The organism is Sorangium sp. So ce1335, assembly GCF_051521615.1.
Lineage (GTDB): Bacteria > Myxococcota_A > Polyangia > Polyangiales > Polyangiaceae > Sorangium.
Genome location: NZ_CP150363.1, coordinates 6,534,796 through 6,555,365, shown reverse-complemented (window position 1 = coordinate 6,555,365; position 20,570 = coordinate 6,534,796). Strand labels below are relative to the sequence as shown.

Annotated in this window: 13 protein-coding genes; 6 read left to right on the top strand and 7 right to left on the bottom strand. The window is 74.1% G+C overall.

The window, feature by feature from the left end; translation table 11 throughout:
• Window positions 1-43: 43 nt before the first annotated feature.
• The gene (locus tag WMF24_RS24195; RefSeq protein WP_437729730.1) at window positions 44-3,658 is read left to right on the top strand and encodes an SNF2-related protein; all 3,615 of its coding nucleotides are present in this window, start codon (window positions 44-46) and stop codon (window positions 3,656-3,658) included.
• 10 nt (window positions 3,659-3,668) lie between these two features.
• Here the strand turns inward: WMF24_RS24195 and WMF24_RS24190 are convergent, their stop codons facing one another.
• Complete coding sequence (locus WMF24_RS24190; protein WP_437729729.1) at window positions 3,669-4,259, bottom strand: Uma2 family endonuclease; 591 nt, start codon at window positions 4,257-4,259, stop codon at window positions 3,669-3,671.
• Between the two features lie 157 nt (window positions 4,260-4,416).
• Window positions 4,417-5,847, bottom strand: coding sequence for an MATE family efflux transporter (locus tag WMF24_RS24185; protein ID WP_437729728.1), 1,431 nt, complete (start codon window positions 5,845-5,847; stop codon window positions 4,417-4,419).
• Window positions 5,848-6,011: 164 nt separating this feature from the next.
• On the opposite strand from WMF24_RS24185, the gene WMF24_RS24180 reads away from it, so the two are divergent.
• Window positions 6,012-6,893, top strand: coding sequence for a hypothetical protein (locus tag WMF24_RS24180; RefSeq protein ID WP_437729727.1), 882 nt, complete (start codon window positions 6,012-6,014; stop codon window positions 6,891-6,893).
• A 197-nt stretch (window positions 6,894-7,090) separates the two neighbouring features.
• Here WMF24_RS24180 and WMF24_RS24175 read toward each other — a convergent pair whose 3' ends face one another.
• Window positions 7,091-8,344 carry an MFS transporter gene (locus tag WMF24_RS24175; protein WP_437729726.1) on the bottom strand — a complete coding sequence of 418 codons (1,254 nt, stop codon included), beginning with the start codon at window positions 8,342-8,344 and terminating at the stop codon, window positions 7,091-7,093.
• A gap of 357 nt (window positions 8,345-8,701) precedes the next feature.
• Between WMF24_RS24175 and WMF24_RS24170 the strand changes: the two genes are divergently transcribed.
• Together WMF24_RS24170 and WMF24_RS24165 are read left to right on the top strand one after the other, a co-directional pair.
• Window positions 8,702-11,092 carry a hypothetical protein gene (locus WMF24_RS24170; RefSeq protein WP_437729725.1) on the top strand — a complete coding sequence of 797 codons (2,391 nt, stop codon included), beginning with the start codon at window positions 8,702-8,704 and terminating at the stop codon, window positions 11,090-11,092.
• Between the two features lie 47 nt (window positions 11,093-11,139).
• Complete coding sequence (locus tag WMF24_RS24165; RefSeq protein WP_437738848.1) at window positions 11,140-13,344, top strand: hybrid sensor histidine kinase/response regulator; 2,205 nt, start codon at window positions 11,140-11,142, stop codon at window positions 13,342-13,344.
• A gap of 66 nt (window positions 13,345-13,410) precedes the next feature.
• Here the strand turns inward: WMF24_RS24165 and WMF24_RS24160 are convergent, their stop codons facing one another.
• From WMF24_RS24160 to hisS, 3 genes are all read right to left on the bottom strand, one after another.
• Window positions 13,411-14,043 carry a COMM domain-containing protein gene (locus WMF24_RS24160; RefSeq protein ID WP_437729724.1) on the bottom strand — a complete coding sequence of 211 codons (633 nt, stop codon included), beginning with the start codon at window positions 14,041-14,043 and terminating at the stop codon, window positions 13,411-13,413.
• Between the two features lie 88 nt (window positions 14,044-14,131).
• A complete protein-coding gene (locus WMF24_RS24155; protein WP_437729723.1) occupies window positions 14,132-15,952 on the bottom strand; it encodes a hypothetical protein in 1,821 nt (606 codons plus the stop codon).
• Complete coding sequence (gene hisS / locus WMF24_RS24150) at window positions 15,949-17,238, bottom strand: histidine--tRNA ligase (RefSeq protein WP_437729722.1); 1,290 nt, start codon at window positions 17,236-17,238, stop codon at window positions 15,949-15,951. Before hisS ends, WMF24_RS24155 begins: the two co-directional genes overlap by 4 nt.
• 113 nt (window positions 17,239-17,351) lie before the next feature.
• Here hisS and ruvX point away from each other — a divergent pair, with 113 nt between their 5' ends.
• A complete protein-coding gene (gene ruvX / locus WMF24_RS24145) occupies window positions 17,352-17,780 on the top strand; it encodes a Holliday junction resolvase RuvX (RefSeq protein ID WP_437729721.1) in 429 nt (142 codons plus the stop codon).
• A 166-nt stretch (window positions 17,781-17,946) separates the two neighbouring features.
• Here ruvX and WMF24_RS24140 read toward each other — a convergent pair whose 3' ends face one another.
• Window positions 17,947-19,506, bottom strand: a complete 1,560-nt coding sequence (locus WMF24_RS24140) for a serine/threonine-protein kinase (protein ID WP_437729720.1) — start codon at window positions 19,504-19,506, stop codon at window positions 17,947-17,949.
• 339 nt (window positions 19,507-19,845) lie between these two features.
• Between WMF24_RS24140 and rpsO the strand changes: the two genes are divergently transcribed.
• Window positions 19,846-20,112, top strand: coding sequence for a 30S ribosomal protein S15 (rpsO, locus tag WMF24_RS24135; protein WP_437729719.1), 267 nt, complete (start codon window positions 19,846-19,848; stop codon window positions 20,110-20,112).
• Window positions 20,113-20,570 lie beyond the last annotated feature (458 nt).

The following is a 20,570-nucleotide window of genomic DNA, read 5'->3' as shown; positions in this document are numbered from 1 at the left end:
GCTTGAACCGGACCCGCGCACCCACAACGTTACGCGGCCCGACATGGCAGACGACGTCCAGGCCGCCACCGCCGCCACCCCCGCCGCGCCGGCGGCGCCCTTCGAGACCCGGGAGGCCCTCGTCGCCTGGCTCGCGCGACACGGCGTCGCGCACCTCGCGCGGCTGAACCTCGAGGCGGCGGCGCCGCGCGTCGACCCCGCCCTCTGGCCCGAGCTGCGGGTGCTCGGCGCGCGGCGGCGCCTCATCGATCTCGCGAGCGCCGACGAGCTCGCGCGCGCGCTCGCGTGGCTGCCGTCCCCGCGCCTGCGCGACGCGCTGCCGCCCGCCGTCTGGCGCTTCCTCGAGGACGAGCGCGCCGACGCGGCGCGGGCGCGCGCCGAGGTCCCGTCGCTGCTGCGGCCGCCGGACGAGCCGCGGGCCCTGCCGGCGCACGAGCGGCTGTGCGTCCTGCGCGCCCGCGTGCCGGACGCGGTGGCCCCGCGCCGCGAGCGGGCGCTACAGGCCTGCGTCCAGGCCGGCGCCCTGCGCTTCGACAAGGCGCTGCCCGGCTTCCGCTTCGACGACCTGCTGCCGTTCGAGTCGCAGCGCGCCGGCGTCGGCTTCGTCCGGCCCGAGGCGCGGATCACCCTCGCGCCGGGCGCGCTCCGCGCCGAGTGCTCCTGCGGCGCGGGCGACTGCGTCCACGTGCTCGCGGCGATCGACGCGGCGCTGCTCTGGCTGCGCCAGCCCCCGGGCGACGCGTTCTTCGAGGCGCTCGAGGAGCTCGGGCGCCCCGCCTGGGAGCGCACGCTGCTGGCGCTCGACCGCGCCCTCGACGAGGGCCCCGGCGGGCGCGCCGGCGTCGATATCACCTACCGCCTGCGCGCGGTCGAGGACGTCGGCGTCGCCGTCGAGGCGTGGGTCCACCGGATCGGCAAGAAGGGCCAGCGCAGCGCGGGCACCCGGGTCGGCCGGAAGCGCCTCCTCCAGGAGCACGGCGCGCGGCTCTCCTCCGAGGACGCCCGCGCCGCGGCGCTCTTGCCCGAGGGCGACGGGTTCGCGCCGCGGGCGCTCGTCGAGGCGCTCGTCGGCCACCCGCGCGTCTTCCTCGACGAGGCGCCGCACGTGGCGGTGCGCGTCGAGCGCGCGCCGGTGGGGCTCGTCGCGGAGGAGCGCCACGGCGTCGTGCGGGTGAGCGCCGGCGTCGACGGGACGGCGCTGCCCGCCGCGCTGCTCGAGCGCGCGCGCCGGGCCCGCCCCGAGGACGTGCTGTTCCTGTGGGACTGGGACCAGGGCGCGCGCCGGCTCACGCTGCTCGACGTCAAGGCCGAGGTGCGGTCGCTGCTCGACGTGCTCCTGCGCGAGGGCAACCTCTTCCCGCCCGAGAGCCACGCCGCCCTGCTCGCCGCGCTCGCGCGGTGGGCGCAGCGCGTGCCCGTCGCCATGCCGCGCAGCGTGATGGGCGAGTCGGTCCCCGCGCTGCTGCTCCCGGTGCTGCGGCTCTCGCCCCAGCCGAACGGCGCGGTCGAGGTGGAGCTGCGCGTGCGGCCGCTCGCCGACAGCCCCGCCCTCGCGCCGGGCGCGGGCGCGCGCGACGTCCACGTGCGCCGCGGGGACAGGGCGCTGCACGCCGTGCGCGACCTGCGGCGGGAAGAGGAGTTCGCCCGCGCCCTGTGCGCCGAGCTCCCGCTCGCCGGCGCCGAGCGGCTCGAGGAGGGGCGCCCTTTCCACTACCGCTTCGACAGCGCGCACGGGGCGCTCGACCTGCTCGCGGCGTGCGCGCGGCGCGATCCGCCGCCGGAGCTCGAGTGGGTGGGCGCGCCGCTGCGCGCCGTGAGCAGCGGCGGCCCGCCGGCGCTCAAGGTCGTCCTCGAGAAGAAGCGCGCGTGGTTCGGCCTCCTCGGCGGCCTGAGCGTCGAGGGCGAGCGGGTGGAGCTGGCCCGGCTGCTCGACGCCGCGCGCCGCAAGGACCGCTACGTGGAGGTCGAGCCCCGCACGTACGTGGAGCTGGACGAGGCGCTGCGCGCCCACCTCGAGCGCCTGTCGGACCACGTGCACGCGACCGGCAACGGCCTCGCCGTGGGCCCCTCGGCCGCCGGCGTGCTGCGGGAGATCGAGGCGGCCGGCGCCGCGCTCGAGGCGGACGGCGCGTTCCGGCAGCTCGTCGATCGCGTCGCCGCGGCCGGCGAGCTCTGCCCCGCCGTCCCTACGGCGCTCCGCGCCGAGCTCCGCCCGTACCAGGTCGACGGCTTCCGCTGGCTCACGCGGCTCGCGGCGTGGGGCGCGGGGGGCGTCCTCGCCGACGACATGGGCCTCGGCAAGACGGTGCAGGCGCTGGCCGTGCTGCTCGATCGCAGCGAGCGCGGGCCGGCGCTCGTCGTCGCGCCGACCTCGGTGGCGTTCAACTGGAAGGACGAGGCGGCGCGCTTCGCGCCGTCGCTGCGCCTGACGCACTACGCGGACGCGGCCGATCGCGGCGACGCGCTCGCGTGGCTCGGCCCGGGCGACGTGCTGGTGGTCAGCTACGGCCTGCTCGCGCGCGACGCCGCGCGCCTCGCGTCCCGGCGCTTCGCCACGGTCGTCTTCGACGAGGCCCAGGGCCTGAAGAACGCGACGACGCAGCGCGCCCGCGCCGCGAGGGCGCTCCAGGCGGACTTCAAGCTCGCGCTCTCGGGCACGCCGATCGAGAACCACCTCGGCGAGCTCTGGAGCCTCTTCACCGCGGTCTTCCCCGGCCTGCTCGGCGGCTGGGAGTCGTTCCGCGGCCGCTACGCGGCGCCGATCGAGCGGCAGAGCGACCCCGCCGCGGCGCCCGCGCTGGCGCGCGTGCTCGCCCCGTTCCTGCTGCGGCGGACGAAGGCGCAGGTGGAGTCCGAGCTGCCGGCGCGCACCGAGGTGCGCGTGCCGGTCGTGCTCTCGGGCGCGGAGTGGCAGCTCTACGAGGACGCGCGGCTCGCGGCGCTGTCCGAGCTCGAGACGCGCAGGTCGGTCCTGCGCGAGCAGGAGCGCCGCGTCGAGGTGCTCGCGGCGCTCACGCGGCTGCGGCTGCTCGCCTCGCACCCGCGCCTGTACGACGCGCGCTCGGAGCTCGTCTCGTCCAAGCTCGAGCGCTTCCTGGAGCTCGTCGACGAGCTGCGGGCCGAGGGCCAGCGCGCGCTCGTGTTCAGCCAGTTCACGTCGCACCTCGCGCTCGTGCGCGCGGCGCTCGACGAGCGCGGCGTCCGGTACGTCTACCTGGACGGTGAGACGCCCCGGAAGGCGCGCGGCGAGCGGGTCCTCGAGTTCCAGGAGGGCACGGCGCCGCTGTTCCTCATCTCGCTCAGGGCGGGCGGCTTCGGCCTGAACCTCACGGCGGCCACCAACGTGATCCACCTCGATCCCTGGTGGAACCCCGCGGTCGAGGACCAGGCGTCGGACCGCGCGCACCGGCTGGGCCAGCGGCGGCCGGTCACCATCTACCGCCTCGTGGCGCTGGGGACGATCGAGGAGCAGATGCTGTCGCTGCACGAGCAGAAGCGCTCGCTCGTGGCCCAGGTGCTCGGCGGCAAGGACGAGGCGGGGAAGCTGACGACGCAGGAGCTGCTCGAGTTGCTCTCGGCGCGGCCCGGCGGGCCGGCCGGCGGGGAGCGCGGGGAGGGGGCGCGGGGCGGCGGGGGCGAGGTGGAGGCGTCTGTCTGACGGAGGGGCGCTACGTCGCCCAGAGCACGCGGAGCTCGAGCTCGATGGCGTCGAAGGGCGCAACGCGGACGCGCGCGGCGTCGCGGTGGACGGCGGTGCGGGTCCAGTCGCGTCCCGGGGTGAGCGAGAAGACCTCCAGGGTCCGCTGGATCGGGTCGAGAAGCCAGGCGTGCTGCACGCCCTCGCGCGCGTAGAGGGGCATCTTCTCCCTGCGGTCGACCTGCTCTGTCGACGGGCTCAGCACCTCGCAGATCCAGTCGGGAGCGAGCGAGAAATAGGCCGTCTCGGGGAGCTCGGGCATGCGCTCGCGGCGCCAGCCGGCGATGTCCGGCACGACGACCTCCACGTCGCCCGGTGACGCCGGATCGGGGAAGTGGATCTCGGGCTCGTCGAGGATCCACCAGCCGCCCGGCCCGTTCTTGCCGTGGTCGAACGGGCCGGTGAGCTCTGCGCCGAGGCCCGAGCTCGCGCGCGCGTGCCGCGGCGCCGGCCGGGGGAAGACGTGGAGCACGCCGCGGATGAGCTCCGCCACCTTGTGCGGCGGCGCGGCCTCGATGTCGGCGTACGTGGCGCGGCGGGGCTTCTCGGCGGGGTGGCCCATGCGTCCAGCCTGCCTTCAGGGGCGCAGCGAGGCAAGGCGCCGGGAAACAGCTGGGGAATGGCCCATCCTGGGTGAGCGCCTCGGCGCGGCGTCGCCCAGCGTCAGGTGGGCTCCTCGCTCCGGGAGCCGCTCGATCCGCGTGAGCCCTTCGCCGGCCTCACGCCTCGCCGACCTCGTTCGCGAAGGCCCTCGCGGGGTCGGCCTCCCTCGCCGGGTCGCCCGGCGCGGCCTTCTGGACGACCGTGCGCTTCCACCGCCCCGAGGCGTAGTACGCGAGGCTGGCGATCAGCGAGACGACGAAGCTCACCGCGATGGCCCACCAGACGCCCTCCACGCTGCCCATCTCGCGGGAGAGCCAGTACGCGAGCGGGGCGCGCACGACCCAGAGGCTGAGCAGCGAGATGGCCGTCGTGACGACCGTCGCGCCGGCGCCGTTGATGATGCCGTTGCTCACGAACGACAGGCCGAAGACGACGTAACACGCGCCGACGATGTGCAGGTACGAGACGCCGAGCCCGATGACGACCGGATCGGTGATGAACACCCGGAGGAGCGCCTCGGGGAAGATGAGCGCCGCCGCCGAGATCACGAGCGTGATCCCGCCGCTGAACACGCACCCCCACGTGAACACCTCGCGCACGCGGCCGTGGTGGCCCGCGCCAAGGTTCTGCCCGGCGAGCGTCGAGATCGCCATCCCCATGTTGATCGCGGGCAGGAACGCGATCTGGTCGATGCGCGAGGCCGCGCCGAACGCCGCCGTCGCGACCTCCCCGAACCCGTTCACGATCCCCGTCACCACCACCATCCCGAGCGAGACGACCGACTGCTGGATGGCCGCCGGCACGCCGATCCTGCACGTCTTCCGGATCGTCGGGCCGAGCTCCCCGAAGCGGGGCCACCGCGGCGCGATCGGCGACTTGCGCGCGCGGAGATACGCGTGGAGCGCCACGAGCGCGATGACCTGGGAGACGATCGTGGCCCACGCCGTCCCGTTCAGGCCGAGCGCCGGCAGCCCGAGCCGCCCGAAGATGAGGAGCGGGTCGAGCACCGTCGTGAGCAGGACCGAGCCGAGCTGAAAATAGAGGGGCGTCTTCGAGTCCCCTGTCCCCTGGAGCATGCTCCGGAGCGCGAACATGCCGAAGCTGAACGGCAGCGAGAGCAGGTAGATCCGCAGGTAGCCAACCGACGGCGCGAAGACGTCGGCCGGCGTGTCCATCGCCAGGAGGATCTCGGGCGTGAAGATCTCCCCGAGGACGGTCAAGAGGACGCCGAGGCCGTAGATCAGCGCGGTGGAGCCGTCGACGACGCGGCGCAGCTCGTCGAAGCGCCGCGCGCCGAAGCTCTGCGAGACGAGGATGTTCGTCGCCAGGGTGATGCCCATCCCGACGCCGAAGATCGTGAAGATGACAGGGAAGCTCACGGTGACGGCCGCCAGGGCTGCAGTGCCCAGGAACTGGCCGACCCAGATGGCGTTGATGAAGCTGTAGGTCGTCTGAAGGAAGCCCCCGACGAGCATCGGGAGCGAGAACGTCACGATGTGCCGGGGGATGCTACCGGTCGTCAGATCGGTTCCGAACCTGGGTTTCATCGAGCTCCTCGCCCGCGGGCGGGCGGAACGTGGCGGTGGGTGGCTTGTCGCGCGCGCGTAACGTAGCGAACGCGCGGCGAGGAGCCACTCCCCTGGCGTGTCGCTTGCAGTCGGCGCCGGCCGCTGAGCGCGCTCCTGCACAACGCGCCAGCGAGGAGAACGACATGGCGAAAGCAAAGTCTGCGAGCGCCTCGAAGCATCCGGGAGCGCAGGCCGCGAGCGCCGCGACGTCCGAGGCGTCCTTGCCGCGCCTGCTCACCGCGGCGGAGCAAGAGCTCCTGGGCCGCGCCCTCAGGTTCCTCGTCAACGTCCAGGCCGCGCCGTTCATCGCGCGCGCCCGTCGCGAGGGCTACACGCCCGACGAGCACCGCGAGGGGTGGCGGCTGCTCAAGGTCGCCTCGGGCGAGCAGCGCCCGATCGAGCACCTGTTCGTCGAGGCGCCCTGCGGCGGCGCCGTCGAGGGCGCCGAGCGGCTGCGGCTCCTCCAGGCGGTCGACGCGTTCGAGAGCACGTGGTTCCCGCGCGCCCGCGCGATCATCCGTCGCGTCGTGCCGCGCGAGCGCCGCGGCGGCTTCGAGGCGGCGTTCTTCAAGAACCTCGAGCAGCAGCCGCCCGGGCCGGCCGCGAGCATGTCGGTCGCGACGTTCCTCCGCCGGGTCGAGGGGCTCGCAAGGAACAGCGACGAGGACGCGAGGAAGGTCCACAGGACGCTCGCGGCGCGCGGGCTGACCGACGAAAGGATGCAGCAGGCGCGCGAGCTGATCGGCAAGCTCGAGGCCGGCGCGCCAGCGCAGCCGCCGCGGATCCCGGCGGCCGAGCTGGAGTGGGCGTGGAAGGAGCAGCGGGCGGCGCTCGAGGGCCTGCGCGGCTGGTTCAACGACTGGGCGACGACGCTCCGGCAGGTCTTCCCGGTCAAGGTGCAGATCCAGCTCGGCCTCACGGCCGTGAAGCGCACGGCGGCCGCCCCGGGAGAGGCGATCGAGGAGGACGCGGCGCTCGACGAGGAAGACGCCGCGCCCGAGGGCGCAGCGCCGCTGCTCGGCTGACCCGGCCGAGGCTCGCCCCGGCCGCGGCAGTCCGGTCGACGCGCGCCGCCAGCTCGGTCGATCGGGTATGTGTCCTTACGAATCGAGGTGGGCGACGCTGCTTCGCGGCGTCTGGGCCCAGCGCGGTTCCGCAACCGGCTGCGTCCTTCCGCAATGGTTTGCGTCATCCGGCAAGGTGTTGCGGTTGCCGCGCGCGCTCAGCCCGCGCGCAGCCTCCACACCGCGGGTCGCAGCAGCAGGAGCGGCGCGGCGAGGCCCGCGATCACGCCGGCCCACACCGTCGCTTCCACGCCGATGCGGCCCGCCAGCCAGCCGGCCGCCAGGGTGCCCGTGGGCAGCAGCGCGCCCGTGATCACGTGGAGCGTGGCGTTGACCCGGCCGAGCACGGTCAGGGGCAGCATCGATTGCCGGGCGCTCACCGCGTGGATCATGAACGCGACGAGGAACGCGTCCCCGACGAGCTGGTGGAGCACGAGCGCGGGGACGGCGAGGTCCCCGAGCCGCGCCGCGAGCGGGATGAGCAGGGCGCCCGCCTGGCCGGCGGCGAGGCTGACGATCATCGCCGGCCCGGCGCCGAGGCGGCGGCCCATCCAGCCCGCGACGACGCTGCCGCCGAGCGCGCCGACCCCGCCCGCGCTGATGATCAGGCCGACCGCGGCGGGATCGAGCCGCAGGTGCTCCAGGAGATAGAGCATGTACAGCGCCGAGAAGGCCCCGCCGCTGAGGAGCGCCTGCGCGCCGATGGCAAGGAACGTCGCTCCGACGACGGGGTGGCCGAGGCCGTGGCGCAGCCCCACGCGGAGATCCTCGAGCAGCGCGGCGCCGCGCCCGGACGCGGCGCCCTCGGGGACGGCGGGCGCCTCCGCGGCCCGGATGCGCCCGAGGAGCGCCGCCGACCAGAGGTAGGACAGCGCGTCCACGACCATCGTCACCGGCGCGGTGAGGACCTGGATCAGGATGCCCGCCGCGCCGGGGCCGGCGATCTCCGCGGCGGCCTCGGTCCCCTCGAGCCTGGCGTTCGCCGCGACGAGGTGGTCCTGCCCGACGAGCGCCGGCAGGTACGCGTTGTCGGCGATCTGGAACAGGGAGGTCGCCATGCCGACGAGCGCGGCCACCGCGAGGAGCTGGACGAGGGTGAGCGCGCCGGCCCACGCCGCGATCGGGACCGAGAGGATCAGCGCCGCGCGCACGAGATCCGCGCCGATGAGCAGCGGCCGCTTGCGCGAGCGGTCGACGAGCCCACCCGCGAAGAGCCCCACGAGGACGCCCGGCGCGGTGGACAGGGCGGAGAGCGCCGCCACGCCCGCGGCGTCGGCACCGAGGCTCACGATCGCGATCACGGGCAGCGCCGTGCGGCTGACGCGTCCGCCGAGCGCGCTCACCGCCTGCGCCGCCCACAGGCGCAGGAAGTCGGGGTTGCGCGAGAGGCCGTCGCGGGGAGGGGAGGGCATGGAGAGCGCGAGCAGGGGAGGAAAGAGGGAAGGAGGCGAGAAGGAGGGAAGCGGAGTCTACCGCCCTGGCCGAGCGCCGCGAGCGACGAAGCACCGCGCCGGCGCGCGGCGCATCGCGCGCTCGCGCGCGGCGCAGGGCGCCCACTCCGCCAGCGCGCCGCTGACCGCAACGGACTCGATGGCGCCATCACGCGCGCCTCCTGCGCGTCCCTGACCCGGAGGACCCGGAGCGAGGCGCTGTCGAGAGGGGACGGAGCGAGGCGCCTCCACCCGGCAGCTCCTGCGTCGCGGCGCCCGCATCCCGCTCGCCTCGGAGGGCGAGCGCGGCTAAAGGCCTCCATGGAGCCACTCGCGCCCATGCCCACGCTCCTGCGTTCACCCGCCACAAGGATCGGCGCAGCGCTCGTCGCGATGGCGATGGCGCTCGTCGGCTTCCTGCCCCTCTTCGACGGCCCCGGCTACGAGAGCGCGCTCGCCGCAGGCCTGCTCGTGCCGGGCGCCGCGGCGATCGCGACAGCGCTCGACGTCGCCGCCCACAGGCCCCCGCCCGTCGAGGCGTTCCGCCGCGGCGTCGCGAACGGCGCCCTCTTCGCCCTCGTCGCGTACGCCACCACGCTCGCGCACGGCCTCCGCGCCGGCTTCTGCGACGTGCTCGGCGGCTCCGCCCACTTCGCCCTCGGGCCCGGGCTCGGCGCCGCGCTCGGCGGCGCCTGGGGCGCCGTCGCGGGCGAGCTCGCCGCGGGCAGCCGGCGCGACGAGAGCGCGCCCCCGCCGCCGGCGTGGCGCCGCCGGCTCGCCGCCGTCCTCGCCGCGCTCGCCGCCCCGCTCGGCTCCGCCGGCGTCAGCGCCGTCCGCTTCTACACGAGCCCGATCGTCTTCGCCTACGATCCGTTCGCCGGCTTCTTCAGCGGCACCCTCTACGACACGGTCGTCGACGCCTCGGGGCTCGTCACCTACCGCGCCGGCACCCTCGCCACCCTGCTCGCCGCGTCCGTGCTCGCGCAGCACCTCGTCCACGACGCGGGCGGCCGGGTGACGTTCCAGCCGCAGGGCCGCCCGGGCCTGCTCCTGCTCGGCGCGGCGAGCGCCGCGATCAGCGCCGGGACGCTCCTGGAGGGCGCGCGGCTCGGCCACTTCCAGACCTCGGAGAGCATCGCGGCCGAGCTCGGCGCGCTCTCGCAGGGCCAGCGCTGCGAGGTCGTCTACCCGCGCGGCATGCGCGAGGCCGACGTCCAGCGCTTCGTGCGCGAGTGCGACGCCCACATCGCGGCCGGCGAGCGCTGGCTCGGCGCGCCCGCCGAGGTCGACGGCGAGCCGCTCCGCGTCCGCGCCTACCTGTTCGAGAGCGCCGCGCAGAAGGGCGCGCTCATGGGCGCCTCGCGCACGTACGTGGCGAAGCCGTGGCGCCGCGAGGTGTACCTGCAGGCCGCCGGCTACCCGCACCCGACCCTCGGGCACGAGATCATGCACGTGCTCGCCGGCGCCTTCGCCCGCGGCCCGTTCAAGATCGCCGGGCGCCTCGGCGGGTGGCTCCCCGACCCGGGCCTCATCGAGGGGATCGCCGTCGCCGGCTCGCCGAAGGAGGGCGAGGACCTGAGCCATCGAGGGTGGGCCAAGGCCATGAAAGATCTCGGGATCTTGCCCCCGATATCGCGCCTCTTCGCGCTCGGCTTCCTCGCCGAGAACTCGTCGACCGCGTACACCGTGAGCGGCGCCTTCGTCGGGTACGTGCGCGCGACGTACGGCCCCGACGCGGTGCGCGCCTGGTACGGCGGGCGGCCGCTGCCGGAGATCACCGGGGCGCCGTGGGACGCGATGGAGCGCGCCTGGCACGCCGACCTCGACGCGCTCTCGCTGCCCGACGCAGCGAAGGCGCAGGCGAAGGCCCGCTTCGACCGGCCCGCCGTCTTCGAGCGGCGCTGCCCGCACGTCGTCGACGCGTGCGTGCAGGAGGCCGAGCAGCTCCGCGCGCGCGGCGACCACGAGGGCGCCATCGCCGCGTACCGGCGCGTCCTCTCGCTCGACCAGAGCCCCGCGACCCGCGTCGCGATCGCCGAGACGCGCCTCGCCGGCGACGCGCCGAGCAGCAGGAGCGAGGGCGTCCGCGAGCTCGAGGCGATCGCCGGCGACGCGTCGATCCCGCGGCACCTGCGCGACCGCGCCGCGGAGCGGCTCGGCGACGTCGCGCTCGCGGCGGGCGACAGGGAGCGCGCCGTGACCTGGTACCGCGAGGTCGCCGGCCGGCTCGTCGACGAGGACCGGCTCCGCACGCTGGACGTCAAGATCGCCGCCGCGAGCGACGACCGCGCGCGCGCGGCCGTCGTCGAGCTCTTGATCGGGACCCGCGGCGGCGCGCCGGACAGGTTCCGGGCGGCGGAGCTGCTCGGCGCCTGGGCCGTGCAGGCGCCGAGCGACGGCCTGCCGAGCTACCTGCTCGGCCGCCATTACCTGAACGAAGGCCGCTTCGACGAGGCCGCCGACCGCCTGGACCGGGCGCTCGCGGCCCACCTGCCCATCCAGCGCGTCTGGATCGAGGCCGAGCGGCTGCGGCTCGTCGTGGCGTGCGGCCTCGACGACGCCGAGACCGCCCGCCGCATGTTCGCGCAGTATGCCGCCCACGACGGCGCGGCGGGCGCCGGGCCCGCCGTGAGCGAGGAGCGCCGGGACGCCGCCCTCCGCCTGCTCGAGCGCTGCGCGCCGCCTGCGTCCCCGGCGGCCTCCTCCGGGCCGCCGGCGGGACAAAAATGAAGAATGCCTCTCGTTCCGGCGCGCCGCCGTGGTGAGATGTCGTGGAAATGCTCGATGCGCCCGCGAGCGAGAGGTCGTGCCGCCTCGTCGCGCTGAACGCTGTCCTCACCGTCGTCGCTCGCCACTCGAACCTCCTGTTGCCGAGGCCGTTCGAGGAGCTCGCCGGCTCGGTCTGCCGGTTCGCCCCGTTCCACGTCCTCGCGGTGCTGTTCCCGGAGCCCGAGGGGGAGCTGCTCGCCTACGCGGCCTTCCGCGGTGAGACGCTCTCGGCGGCGCCGTTCGGCGCGCGGATGCCGGCGCCCGCGGCGCTCTTCCGGCGGGTGTTCGGCGAGGGGAAGGCGTTCTCCTGCGAGAGCACCCGCGCGGGCGACGCGCTCGACGGGATGGGGGCCGCCGAGGGGTGCCTCTCGTACGTCGCGCTCCCGGTGCGGAGCGCGCCGCCCGGCGCCGATCCCGGCGCATCCGTCGCGGCGCGCGCCCCGGGGTCGGCCGGCGTCACGGGCGGCCCCGTCATCGCGGCGCTCGTGCTCGGGTACGCCGAGCAAGCCGGCGCGGCGGCGGCGCCCGTCGCCCTCTTAGAAGAGCTCGCCGACGCGCTCGGCGCCGGCCTCGACCGCTCGCTGCGCGTCGTGGCCGGCGAGCGTGAGGCCGCCGAGCGGCTGCTGCGCATCCGCGAGCTCGAGGAGCAGCACCGCAACCTGCTCGACAACGCGCCGCTCATCATCTTCCGCCTCGACCCCGAGACGGGCGAGCTCTCGTTCCTGAACCGCCACGCCGAGCGGCTCCTCGGCGTGCCGGTGGCCGAGGCGCTCAGGACGCCGGGCTTCCTCGCGGAGGCGCACGCCGATCCGGAGGGCGTGATGTGCTTCGAGGACGCCGTCGCGCGGGCCAAGCTCGGCGCGCCCTCGTCCTCGTACGAGGCGCGCCTGCGCCGTCGGGGCGGCGACGCGATCACCGCGCGCGGCACGGTGTACCCGCTCGTCTCCGATCGCGGGCGCGTCGTCGCGATCGAGGGCGTCCTCGCGGACGTGAGCACCGAGCACGCGGCGCGCACGCGGCTCATCCAGGTCGATCGGCTGTCGACGCTCGGCACGCTCGCGGCCGGCGTGGCCCACGAGATCAACAACCCCGCGGCGTTCATCCTGCTCGGCCTCGACATGCTCGACCGGCTCCTGCGCGGCCCGAACGTGCGCATGGAGGGCGCCGCCGCCTCGAGCGCGTCGGAGCTGCTCCAGGAGCTGCGCGACTCCATCAAGCGCATCGTCGACATCGTCCGCGATCTCAAGCTGTTCGCGAGCCCGCCGCAGCCCGAGGGCTCGCGGCGCACGCTGACGGACGCGAACCGCACGGTCGAGTCCGCGCTGAGCCTCACGCGCGGCCAGATCATCGAGCGGGCGCAGATCGTGAAGAACCTCTCCGAGGTGCCGCCGGTCCTCATGGAGGACGGCCGGCTCGGGCAGGTCATCGTGAACCTCCTCGTCAACGCGGCGCAGGCGATCCCGAAGCCGAGCTCGAAGCTCGAGGCCCGCGATCAGACCGTGACGGTCGAGACGCGCAGCGACGGGGAGACGGTCGAGATCGTCGTGAGCGACACCGGCGCCGGCATCGCGGAGGAGAACCTGCCGCGCATCTGGGCGCCGTTCTTCACGACGAAGGGCCCGGAGGTCGGCACCGGGCTCGGCCTGTCGATCAGCCGGGAGATCATCGAGCGCGCGGGCGGCACGATCGCGGCCGAGAGCCCGGTGCCCGGGAGCGATCCGCCGGGCGGCGCGCGCTTCGTCATCTCGCTGCCCGCGGCGGGGCGCACGGAGGCGGCGACGCCGAGCGTGTCGCCCGTGCCGCGGCTCGTCTCGAAGCGGGCGCGGGTGCTCGTCGTGGAGGACGAGGCGTCGCTCGCGCGCGCGCTGTCCGAGCAGCTCGGCCGCGTGCACCAGGTGTCGATCGCGCCGAGCGCGGACGCCGCCATGGGGATGCTCGCGGGGGGCCAGCGCTTCGACGTCGTGCTCTGCGATCTGCGGATGCCCGGCATGTCGGGCGACGTCTTCTACACGCGCCTCCGCGAGAGCGATCCGGCGCTGGCGCAGGGGTTCATCTTCATGACCGGCGTCGGCTTCGGCGCGGACGTCGAGCGGTTCCTCGCCTCGTCGGGCCGCCCGCTCCTGGAGAAGCCGTTCTCCGCCGAGGACGCGCTGTCCGCGATCGCCGAGGTCGTCTCGTCGAACCGCGCCGCGGCGCGCGGGGCCGGCGCGTAGCGCGCGGGACCGGCGCGCAGCGCGCAGGGTCGGCGCGCAGCGCGCGTGGGCGCGCGAGGGGGGCGCTCAGCCCAGGATCTGCGCGCAGACCCGCTGGAGCTCGCGCAGCACGTCGGGGGTGGCCTGGAGCGTGATGCGCGAGCGCGCCTCGCCCTCCTGGTAGCTCAGCGTGAGCACGACGACGGGCGCCGCGATCTTCGCCCCGCGGCTCGCGGCGGCGATCGTGTCGATGCGCCAGTCGACGCCGGTGAGCAGCTTGCCGTGGTCGAGCAGCGCGCCGCGCACGATCTCCCGCCGCACGACCGCCCTGGCTTGCTCGTAGCCGGCGAGCAAGATCGCCTGGATCTCCTCGGCCTCGTCCACGGGCACGAGCACCGCGAGGTCGGTCGCGAGCGCGGCGCGGTCGAGATCACGCTTGCTCGCCTCGCGGACCAGGAAGCGGCACGCCTTGAGCACCCGCGCGAGCGCCTCGGACCCGACCTCGTGCCGGCGGCAGAACTCGTCGAGGTGCCGCTCCACGGCCGCGGGCACCGGCTCGCCGAGGCTCGGCCCGAGCGCCTCCCACAGGCGCCGCCGCGCGCCCTCGGGGAGCTCCAGGAGCCGGCGCAGGTCGGCGGCGAGCTCCGGGGGCGGCGGCTGCCCGCCCAGGCTGCGGAGCCCGGCGCGGGGGGAGGGCGCCACCTGCGCGGGCGTGCTCATCGCGACCTCGTCGACACGCGCCCAACACTCGCCGAGCTCCGCGTCGATGTCCATGGCCACGCGCGCGCGCCGCGCGGGCCGCGCCGGATCAGTCGCTGAGCTGGATCGGGACGTAGAGGGCGCGCATCTTCGACATCGTGCCCTGGCGCGTGTACCCCGCGAGCCCGTAGAGCAGGTTCCACCAGTGCCCGCTCGGCGTCTCGCCGTACGAGAACACGGGGAAGAAGTGGAACTCCCACTCCTTGCCGCCCCGCACCCGCTGCTCCTTGTAGAACGTGTTGAGCGCGAGCTGCGTCACGGACGCCTCGTCCGCGAACCGGAAGAAGAGCGGCAGGACGACCGTCGTGCGCGACCTCGGCGACGAGAAGTCCCAGAGGAACGGCGCGACGACGAGGTGCGTGTCATTGCGATCGCGCCCCGAGTAGAAGAACGGATAGATGTCCGTCTCCCAGCCGGTGAGATCCCTCGTGTGCCGGATGAGCGGCGTGATCCACGTCGTGTCGCTCAGCCCGTGGCGCTTGAAGCGGCCGTAGAGCGGGAACAGGGCGAGATCGTCGCTCCGCGGCGAGGTGTTCCGGTAATAGAACGGCAGCAGCATCGTCCGCTCGAGGTCGATGTCCGGATCGCGGTACTGCCAGAAGAGCGGCGTGATCATGTCGAGCTCCGTCCGCCCTCGGTAGCGAGCGTAGCCCCAGGTCGCGAACGTGCTCTCCCCCTCCTCGCCGCGCGCCTTCACGAAGAGCGGCGTGACGAGCAGGTTCGAGTTGCCCTCGCGCCCGTAGTGGAAGAACGGGAACAGCGTCGTGCGGTCGTGGTTCTTGCCCCAGCTGTGCCAGTAGAACGGCATGACGTTGAACACGTCGCCTTCGCGCGAGTGCTGCCAGAGCAGCGGGCCCCACAGGTTCGTCGACCGGTCTCCGACGTCGCTGTAGTGGTAGTAGTGCAGGAGCGGCGGGATGATCTCGTACTCGCTGCTCTCGTCGCGACCGTAGAAGTAGAGCGGCGCCAGGCCGAGATCGATCTTGTCGGCGGAGCGCGCGTCGCACGCGGGGCCGCCCCTCCAGCTGCAGAAGAGGGGGCCGACCATCTTGAAGCCGCTCCGCGCCGTGTGGTGCGTGACCGTGAGCAGGGGAGGGATGTGGAGGTAGCCGCTCCCGTCGTCGCTCTTGCCCTCGAAGAAGAGCGGCGCGAGCCAGTTGTCGTGCCGGCCCGGCTCCGCTTTGCGCCCGGGGCCCGCGGGGCGCCCCTCGGACTCGCGGTGCATGAACGGGCCGACGATCGTCGTGTAGGTGTTCTGGTCCCGCAGCTTCCAGAAGAACGGGAAGAGCACGTCGGCGTCGACGTCCTTGCTCCGCCGGTTGTAGTAGAGCGGCGTCACCATCGTGGCGCGATCGCCCGGCATCTTGCGCTCGGCCCAGAAGGGGAAGACCGTCCGGAACTGGTAGTCGCCGCTCCGCTCGCCGTAGTAGAGCCCGTACCAGTCGCGCTGGATTTCCTCGGCGCGCCCTCGCTCCCACTCGCCGACGTCGTTCGTGCCGATCTGCTTCTCGACCGACGGCGGCACCGCCAGCGGGTCCTCCGGCAGCGTCGGCTCCTGCGTCTGGATCGGGCTCTCCTCGGAGGTCGGCGCCGCGTGCGTCTCCGGCATGCCGGGCGGCGGCTTCGGCGAGCTCGACGGCGGCGGCCCCATGCCGGGCTGGCCGAAGCCGACCTGCGCCGCGGCGACCGACGGCGCGGCGAGCGCCGCCAGCGCGGCCGCGATCGCGAGCGCCGATCCCGCGCGCCGCGCCGCCCCTCGCGGCGCGCCGCGCCTCGCCGCGCTCTGCCGCGCGCGGCCCCCTGCGTCGCTCACCGGAGCGCCGCGCGCCCCCCGCGAGCCGCCCTGCTCTCCCATCGCCTCGGAGGTCAACGCGCTCCCCGCTGGCCGCCGCCGGGTGAAGACTCGAGGGCCCGGTCCGCGAGCACGCGCGCCGCGCCATCGAGCGGGATCTCCTCCTGCACGTGCGCGGCGAGGTCCTTGATCTGGATGACGCCGCGCTCGATCTCCGAGTCGCCAAGGATCACGCAGAGCCGCGCGCCGAGCGCGTCCGCGCGCCGGAGCATCGCCTTGAGCCGCCCGCCGCGCCCGTCCAGCTCGACCGAGACGCCGAGCGCGCGGAGCTCCTTCGCGAGCCGGAGCGCCCGGTCGGCGCCCACCTGGCCGAGCGGGGCGAGGAAGCAGCCGGGCCTGCGGCGCTGGGCCTCGCCCGGCATCAGCGTGAGCAGCCGCTCCATCCCCATCGCGAAGCCGATCGCGGGCACGCTCGGCCCGCCGAGCCCCGCGACCATGTTGTCGTAGCGGCCGCCGCCCGCGAGCGTGCTCTGCGACCCGAGATCGCCCGTCGTCGCCTTCACCTCGAAGAGGGTGCGCGTGTAGTAGTCGAGCCCGCGCACGAGCGAGCTGTCGACGACGTAGTTCACGCCGAGCACGTCGAGGCAGCGGCGCACGCCGTCCCAGTGCGCCCGGTCCGCGTCGTCGAGCAGGTCGAGGATCGACGGCGCGTCGCGCGACACCTCGTTGTCGCGCGGATCCTTCGAGTCGAGGATGCGCAGCGGGTTCTTCTCGAGGCGGCGCTGCGAGTCCTCGCTGAGCCTGTCCTTGCGCGGCGTGTAGTGGGCGAGCAGCGCCTCGCGGTAGCGCTCGCGCGTGCCCGCGCTGCCGAGCGAGTTCACGTGGACGACGAAGTCGCCGATGCCGATGCGCTCCAGGAAGCCCGCGACGAGGTCGATCGTCTCCGCGTCGCAGAGCGGCCCCGGATCGCCGAAGAGCTCGCAGCCGGCCTGGTAGAACTGGCGGTAGCGCCCCTTGGCCGGCCGCTCGCCGCGGAACATCGGCCCGAGGTAGTACCAGCGGGTGACCGGCTCCTTCGCGTGGACGGCGTGCTCGACGTACGCGCGCGCGGCGCCCGCGGTGCCCTCGGGCCGCACCGTGAGCTGATCGCCGTGGCGCTCGAAGGAGTACATCTCCTTCTCGACAACGTCCGTCGTCTCCCCCATCTGGTGGCGGAAGAGCTCCGTCGGCTCGAGCAGCGGCGTGCGCACCTCGGCATAGCCGTGGAGCTCCGCGTGGAGGCGGAAGGCCCCCTCGAGCTTGTGCCAGCGCTCCACCTCTTCGGGGAGGATGTCGTTCATCCCCCTGACCGCGCGCAGTTCCATCGCGCGGCGCTTATGGTCGGTGCCGGCGAGCGGGTCAAGCCGGTCGGATGCTTCCCCGTACGTTGGGTCTCGCCGGCTCACCGTCCGACGGCTATGTGCTGTCCCCAAGAGGCATGGCGAAGGCGAAGACGCGCGCTGCGGCGATCGATCTTGGGAAGGCCCGCGTCGGCGTGGCGGTGACCGACGAGCTCGGGCTCTACGCCCACCCGCGGCCGCTGCTCGACGGGCGGAACCGGAAGGCGCTCCTGGAGGCGCTCGCGGCGCTCGCCCGGGACGAAGGCATCACGCGGTTCCTCGTCGGGCTGCCGCTCGAGATGAACGGGGACGAGGGGCCGGCCGCGCGGCGGGCGCTGTCTTTCGCCCAGGCGCTGGCCGACGCGACCGGCGTGGAGGTGGAGCTCGTCGACGAGCGGCTGACGACGGTCGAGGCGGCACGGCGGCTGCGCGACGGGGGCGTCTCGGGCCGGAAGAGCAAGGAGCGCGTCGACGGGGCGGCGGCGGCGCTGCTGCTCCAGGCCTGGCTGGACGGGAGGCGCGGCTAGAGGCGGCGCGCGCGCTTCGGGGGCGGACGTCGGGGCGGCGGGCGCCTAGAACAACGATCCGTTGAGACCGCCAAGACGCCCAGGACGCCAAGAAGAAGACAATGCCTTGGCGTCCTGGCGGTTCGACGTTTTGCTCGTTTCAGGCGGGGTCAACCCGTTTGTTGCTCTAGCGGTTCTCGCTGCGGAGCAACAGGTACGCGCCCGCGGCGCCGACCGCGCCGATCCCGAACAGCACCACGTCCCACATGGGCCACGCGACGCCGGCGGCGCGCCGGAGGACGACGGCCTCGACGACCCGCACGAGCAGCGACGCGAAGCCGTACGCGCACAGCCCGACGACGATCGGCCGCCGCAGGTTGTCGGACAGATCGACGGCCTTCATGCTGTTGTTCCACACGTTCCGGCGCACGTGGCTCGCGCCGATCAGCGCGGGGGTGATCAGCGCGAAGCCGATGCCGGACGCGAGCAGGACCGCCTCGAGGCCCGTGAGGTTGTCGGTGACCCCGCCGCCGCGCGAGAGGCGGATGATCGCGGTCACCAGCGTGATCAGGCTGCCGGCGACCCAGAAGAGGCCGAGGACCGAGAGCAGCAGGATGAGCGGCCGCGCCATGCTCACCTGCTGCGCCTGGCGGAGCTGCATCGTCTGCGCGCGCGGCGCGGACGGCAGCGACGTGCGCGGCCCGGGCACGCCGGGGGAGGTCGGCTCCCTCGGCTCGGGCTCGCTCATGTCGTAGAGCGCGAGCTCCGCGTCGAGCTCCTCCATCGTCTGGTAACGGTGGTGGGGCTCCTTCGCCATGGCCCGCTGGATGATCATCTCCAGCGGCTCGGGGATGCTCGGCTCCAGCGAGCGCGGGCGCGGCGGATCCTCGGTGAGCACCGCGGTCAGCGTCGCGGTCGGGTCGTTGCGGTCGAACGGGCGGCTGCCGGTGAGCGCGCAGTAGAGGATCGCGCCGACGGCGTAGATGTCGGCGCGGTGATCGACGCGCTCGCCGCGGGCCTGCTCCGGCGCCATGTACGACGGCGTGCCCATGATCATGCCGGTCTGCGTGAGCGCGGCGCCCGGCGCGTCGTCGACCTTCGAGATGCCGAAGTCGATCACCTTGGCCGTGGGCATCGCGAGGTCGCCGGTGAGGAAGACGTTCTCCGGCTTCATGTCGCGGTGCACAACGCCCTTCGCGTGCGCCGCGGCGAGCGCCTTGCAGATCTGCCGCACGATGCGGACGGCGGGCCCGATCTTCATCTTGCCAACCTCCGCGAGGTAGTCGGCGAGCTCCTTGCCCTCGAGGAACTCGTTGACGAGGAACGGCCGCCCCTCGGCGGTGCGGTGGACGTCGAAGACGGTGACGACGTACGGGCTCTGCACCGCGGCCGCGGCCTCGGCCTCGCGCTGGAACCGCGAGATCACCTGCGGCTGCCGCGCGTACTCCGGGTGCAGCATCTTGATGGCGAACCGCTTGCTCGCGATCCGGGTGTGGCGCGCCTCGTACACGCGGCCCATGCCGCCCTCGCCGACGACGCGCACGACCGTATACGTCTCGTTGAGCGTCTTGCCGACGAGGTCGTCGCGCAGCGAGTCGTCGATCGAGTCGTCGAGCGTCGCGGCGTCGCGGGGGCAGACCCTGAACTCGGCCGGGTACCGGACCCCGCAGGTGGGGCAAACCTTGGGCGTCGCGTTGTCGCTCCCCGGGTTCGGGAGCGAGGGGGCCGAGGCGGAGAGGCTCGTCATCGCGTTCGCGATATGCAGATCCGACTGGGAGCCGCGTGCGTCCGACTGCGGTCGGGAGGCTTCTTCAGGGGGCCGGATGGTGCCGGGCATCGCGGACCGAGGGTAGCCAATCGGCGTTTCTGGGGGTGACAAATCGCGCGGCCCTGTCGACCGCGTTGACGGACCGAGGCGCCTGCGTATACTCGCGCGCTCCTCTGCTCACTGGCCTGAACTTCGTGGGCTCCCGCCGCTCCGGGCTGGGGGCTCGCCTTCAGGCGTCGCTTGGCCAGTCGTCGGCGTAGAAGACGCGCCGGCCCGGACGCTCGGCAGCGCACCGGACAAGGCCATGGAGAGCCAGCCATGCTGCATTCGGTTCAGAAGACGGACATCATCCAGAAGTACGCGATCCACGAGGGCGACACCGGGTCCCCCGAGGTCCAGATCGCGCTCCTCAGCGAGCGGATCAACCAGCTCCAGGAGCACTTCCGCACGCACCAGAAGGACCACCACTCCCGCCGGGGCCTGCTGAAGCTCGTGAGCCAGCGCCGCCGTCAGCTCGACTACCTGAAGCGCGTCGACATCGAGCGCTACCGCAGCCTGATCACCCGCCTCAACCTCCGCAAGTAGCGGAATTCAAAGGGTAAACCGCCCGGCTCCGCCGGAGCGATCTGCCCTGCGCGCGCCCTCGGGCGGCCGCGCCGCAGCGCGGCAAGCGGCGCGCTCGGTGGCCGCTGCGAGCCATCGACGTACACCCCCACCGGGATCGCCCGTCCGTCCTGCCGCGCCGCGAACGCTCGGCGCGGCGGGCGGCGCCCCCGTGCGCTCCAGGCTCCTTACCAGTCACAGGCCTTTTGCCGGCGTCCGCGCTCCTTCCGTTCGGGTTCCGTTCGGGAAGATCGCGGGGCGCACCCCTGAACGTTTGCTTTTTGCGCTGGCGAGAGCGGAGCGGACGCTTTAAGGAGGTCATCCACTGACCATGGAACGGAGGGGCGACAGGCCTCACCGTTCCCGAGCGCGGGCTCCGCGCGTCTTCGTCTTCGCTTCGTGCGCAGCAGCCAGGCTCCTGCGCAGGGACCGAGGAAGAA

Bases quoted from the DNA above. Each gene is read 5' to 3' on its own strand.
- WMF24_RS24185 (WP_437729728.1), bottom strand. From the start codon at position 5,847: ATGAAACCCAGGTTCGGAACCGATCTGACGACCGGTAGCATCCCCCGG.
- WMF24_RS24180 (WP_437729727.1), top strand. From the start codon at position 6,012: ATGGCGAAAGCAAAGTCTGCGAGCGCCTCGAAGCATCCGGGAGCGCAG.
- hisS (WP_437729722.1), bottom strand. From the start codon at position 17,238: ATGGAACTGCGCGCGGTCAGGGGGATGAACGACATCCTCCCCGAAGAG.
- WMF24_RS24175 (WP_437729726.1), bottom strand. From the start codon at position 8,344: ATGCCCTCCCCTCCCCGCGACGGCCTCTCGCGCAACCCCGACTTCCTG.
- WMF24_RS24195 (WP_437729730.1), top strand. From the start codon at position 44: ATGGCAGACGACGTCCAGGCCGCCACCGCCGCCACCCCCGCCGCGCCG.
- rpsO (WP_437729719.1), top strand. From the start codon at position 19,846: ATGCTGCATTCGGTTCAGAAGACGGACATCATCCAGAAGTACGCGATC.
- WMF24_RS24170 (WP_437729725.1), top strand. From the start codon at position 8,702: ATGCCCACGCTCCTGCGTTCACCCGCCACAAGGATCGGCGCAGCGCTC.
- ruvX (WP_437729721.1), top strand. From the start codon at position 17,352: ATGGCGAAGGCGAAGACGCGCGCTGCGGCGATCGATCTTGGGAAGGCC.
- WMF24_RS24190 (WP_437729729.1), bottom strand. From the start codon at position 4,259: ATGGGCCACCCCGCCGAGAAGCCCCGCCGCGCCACGTACGCCGACATC.
- WMF24_RS24165 (WP_437738848.1), top strand. From the start codon at position 11,140: ATGCTCGATGCGCCCGCGAGCGAGAGGTCGTGCCGCCTCGTCGCGCTG.
- WMF24_RS24160 (WP_437729724.1), bottom strand. From the start codon at position 14,043: ATGAGCACGCCCGCGCAGGTGGCGCCCTCCCCCCGCGCCGGGCTCCGC.
- WMF24_RS24140 (WP_437729720.1), bottom strand. From the start codon at position 19,506: ATGACGAGCCTCTCCGCCTCGGCCCCCTCGCTCCCGAACCCGGGGAGC.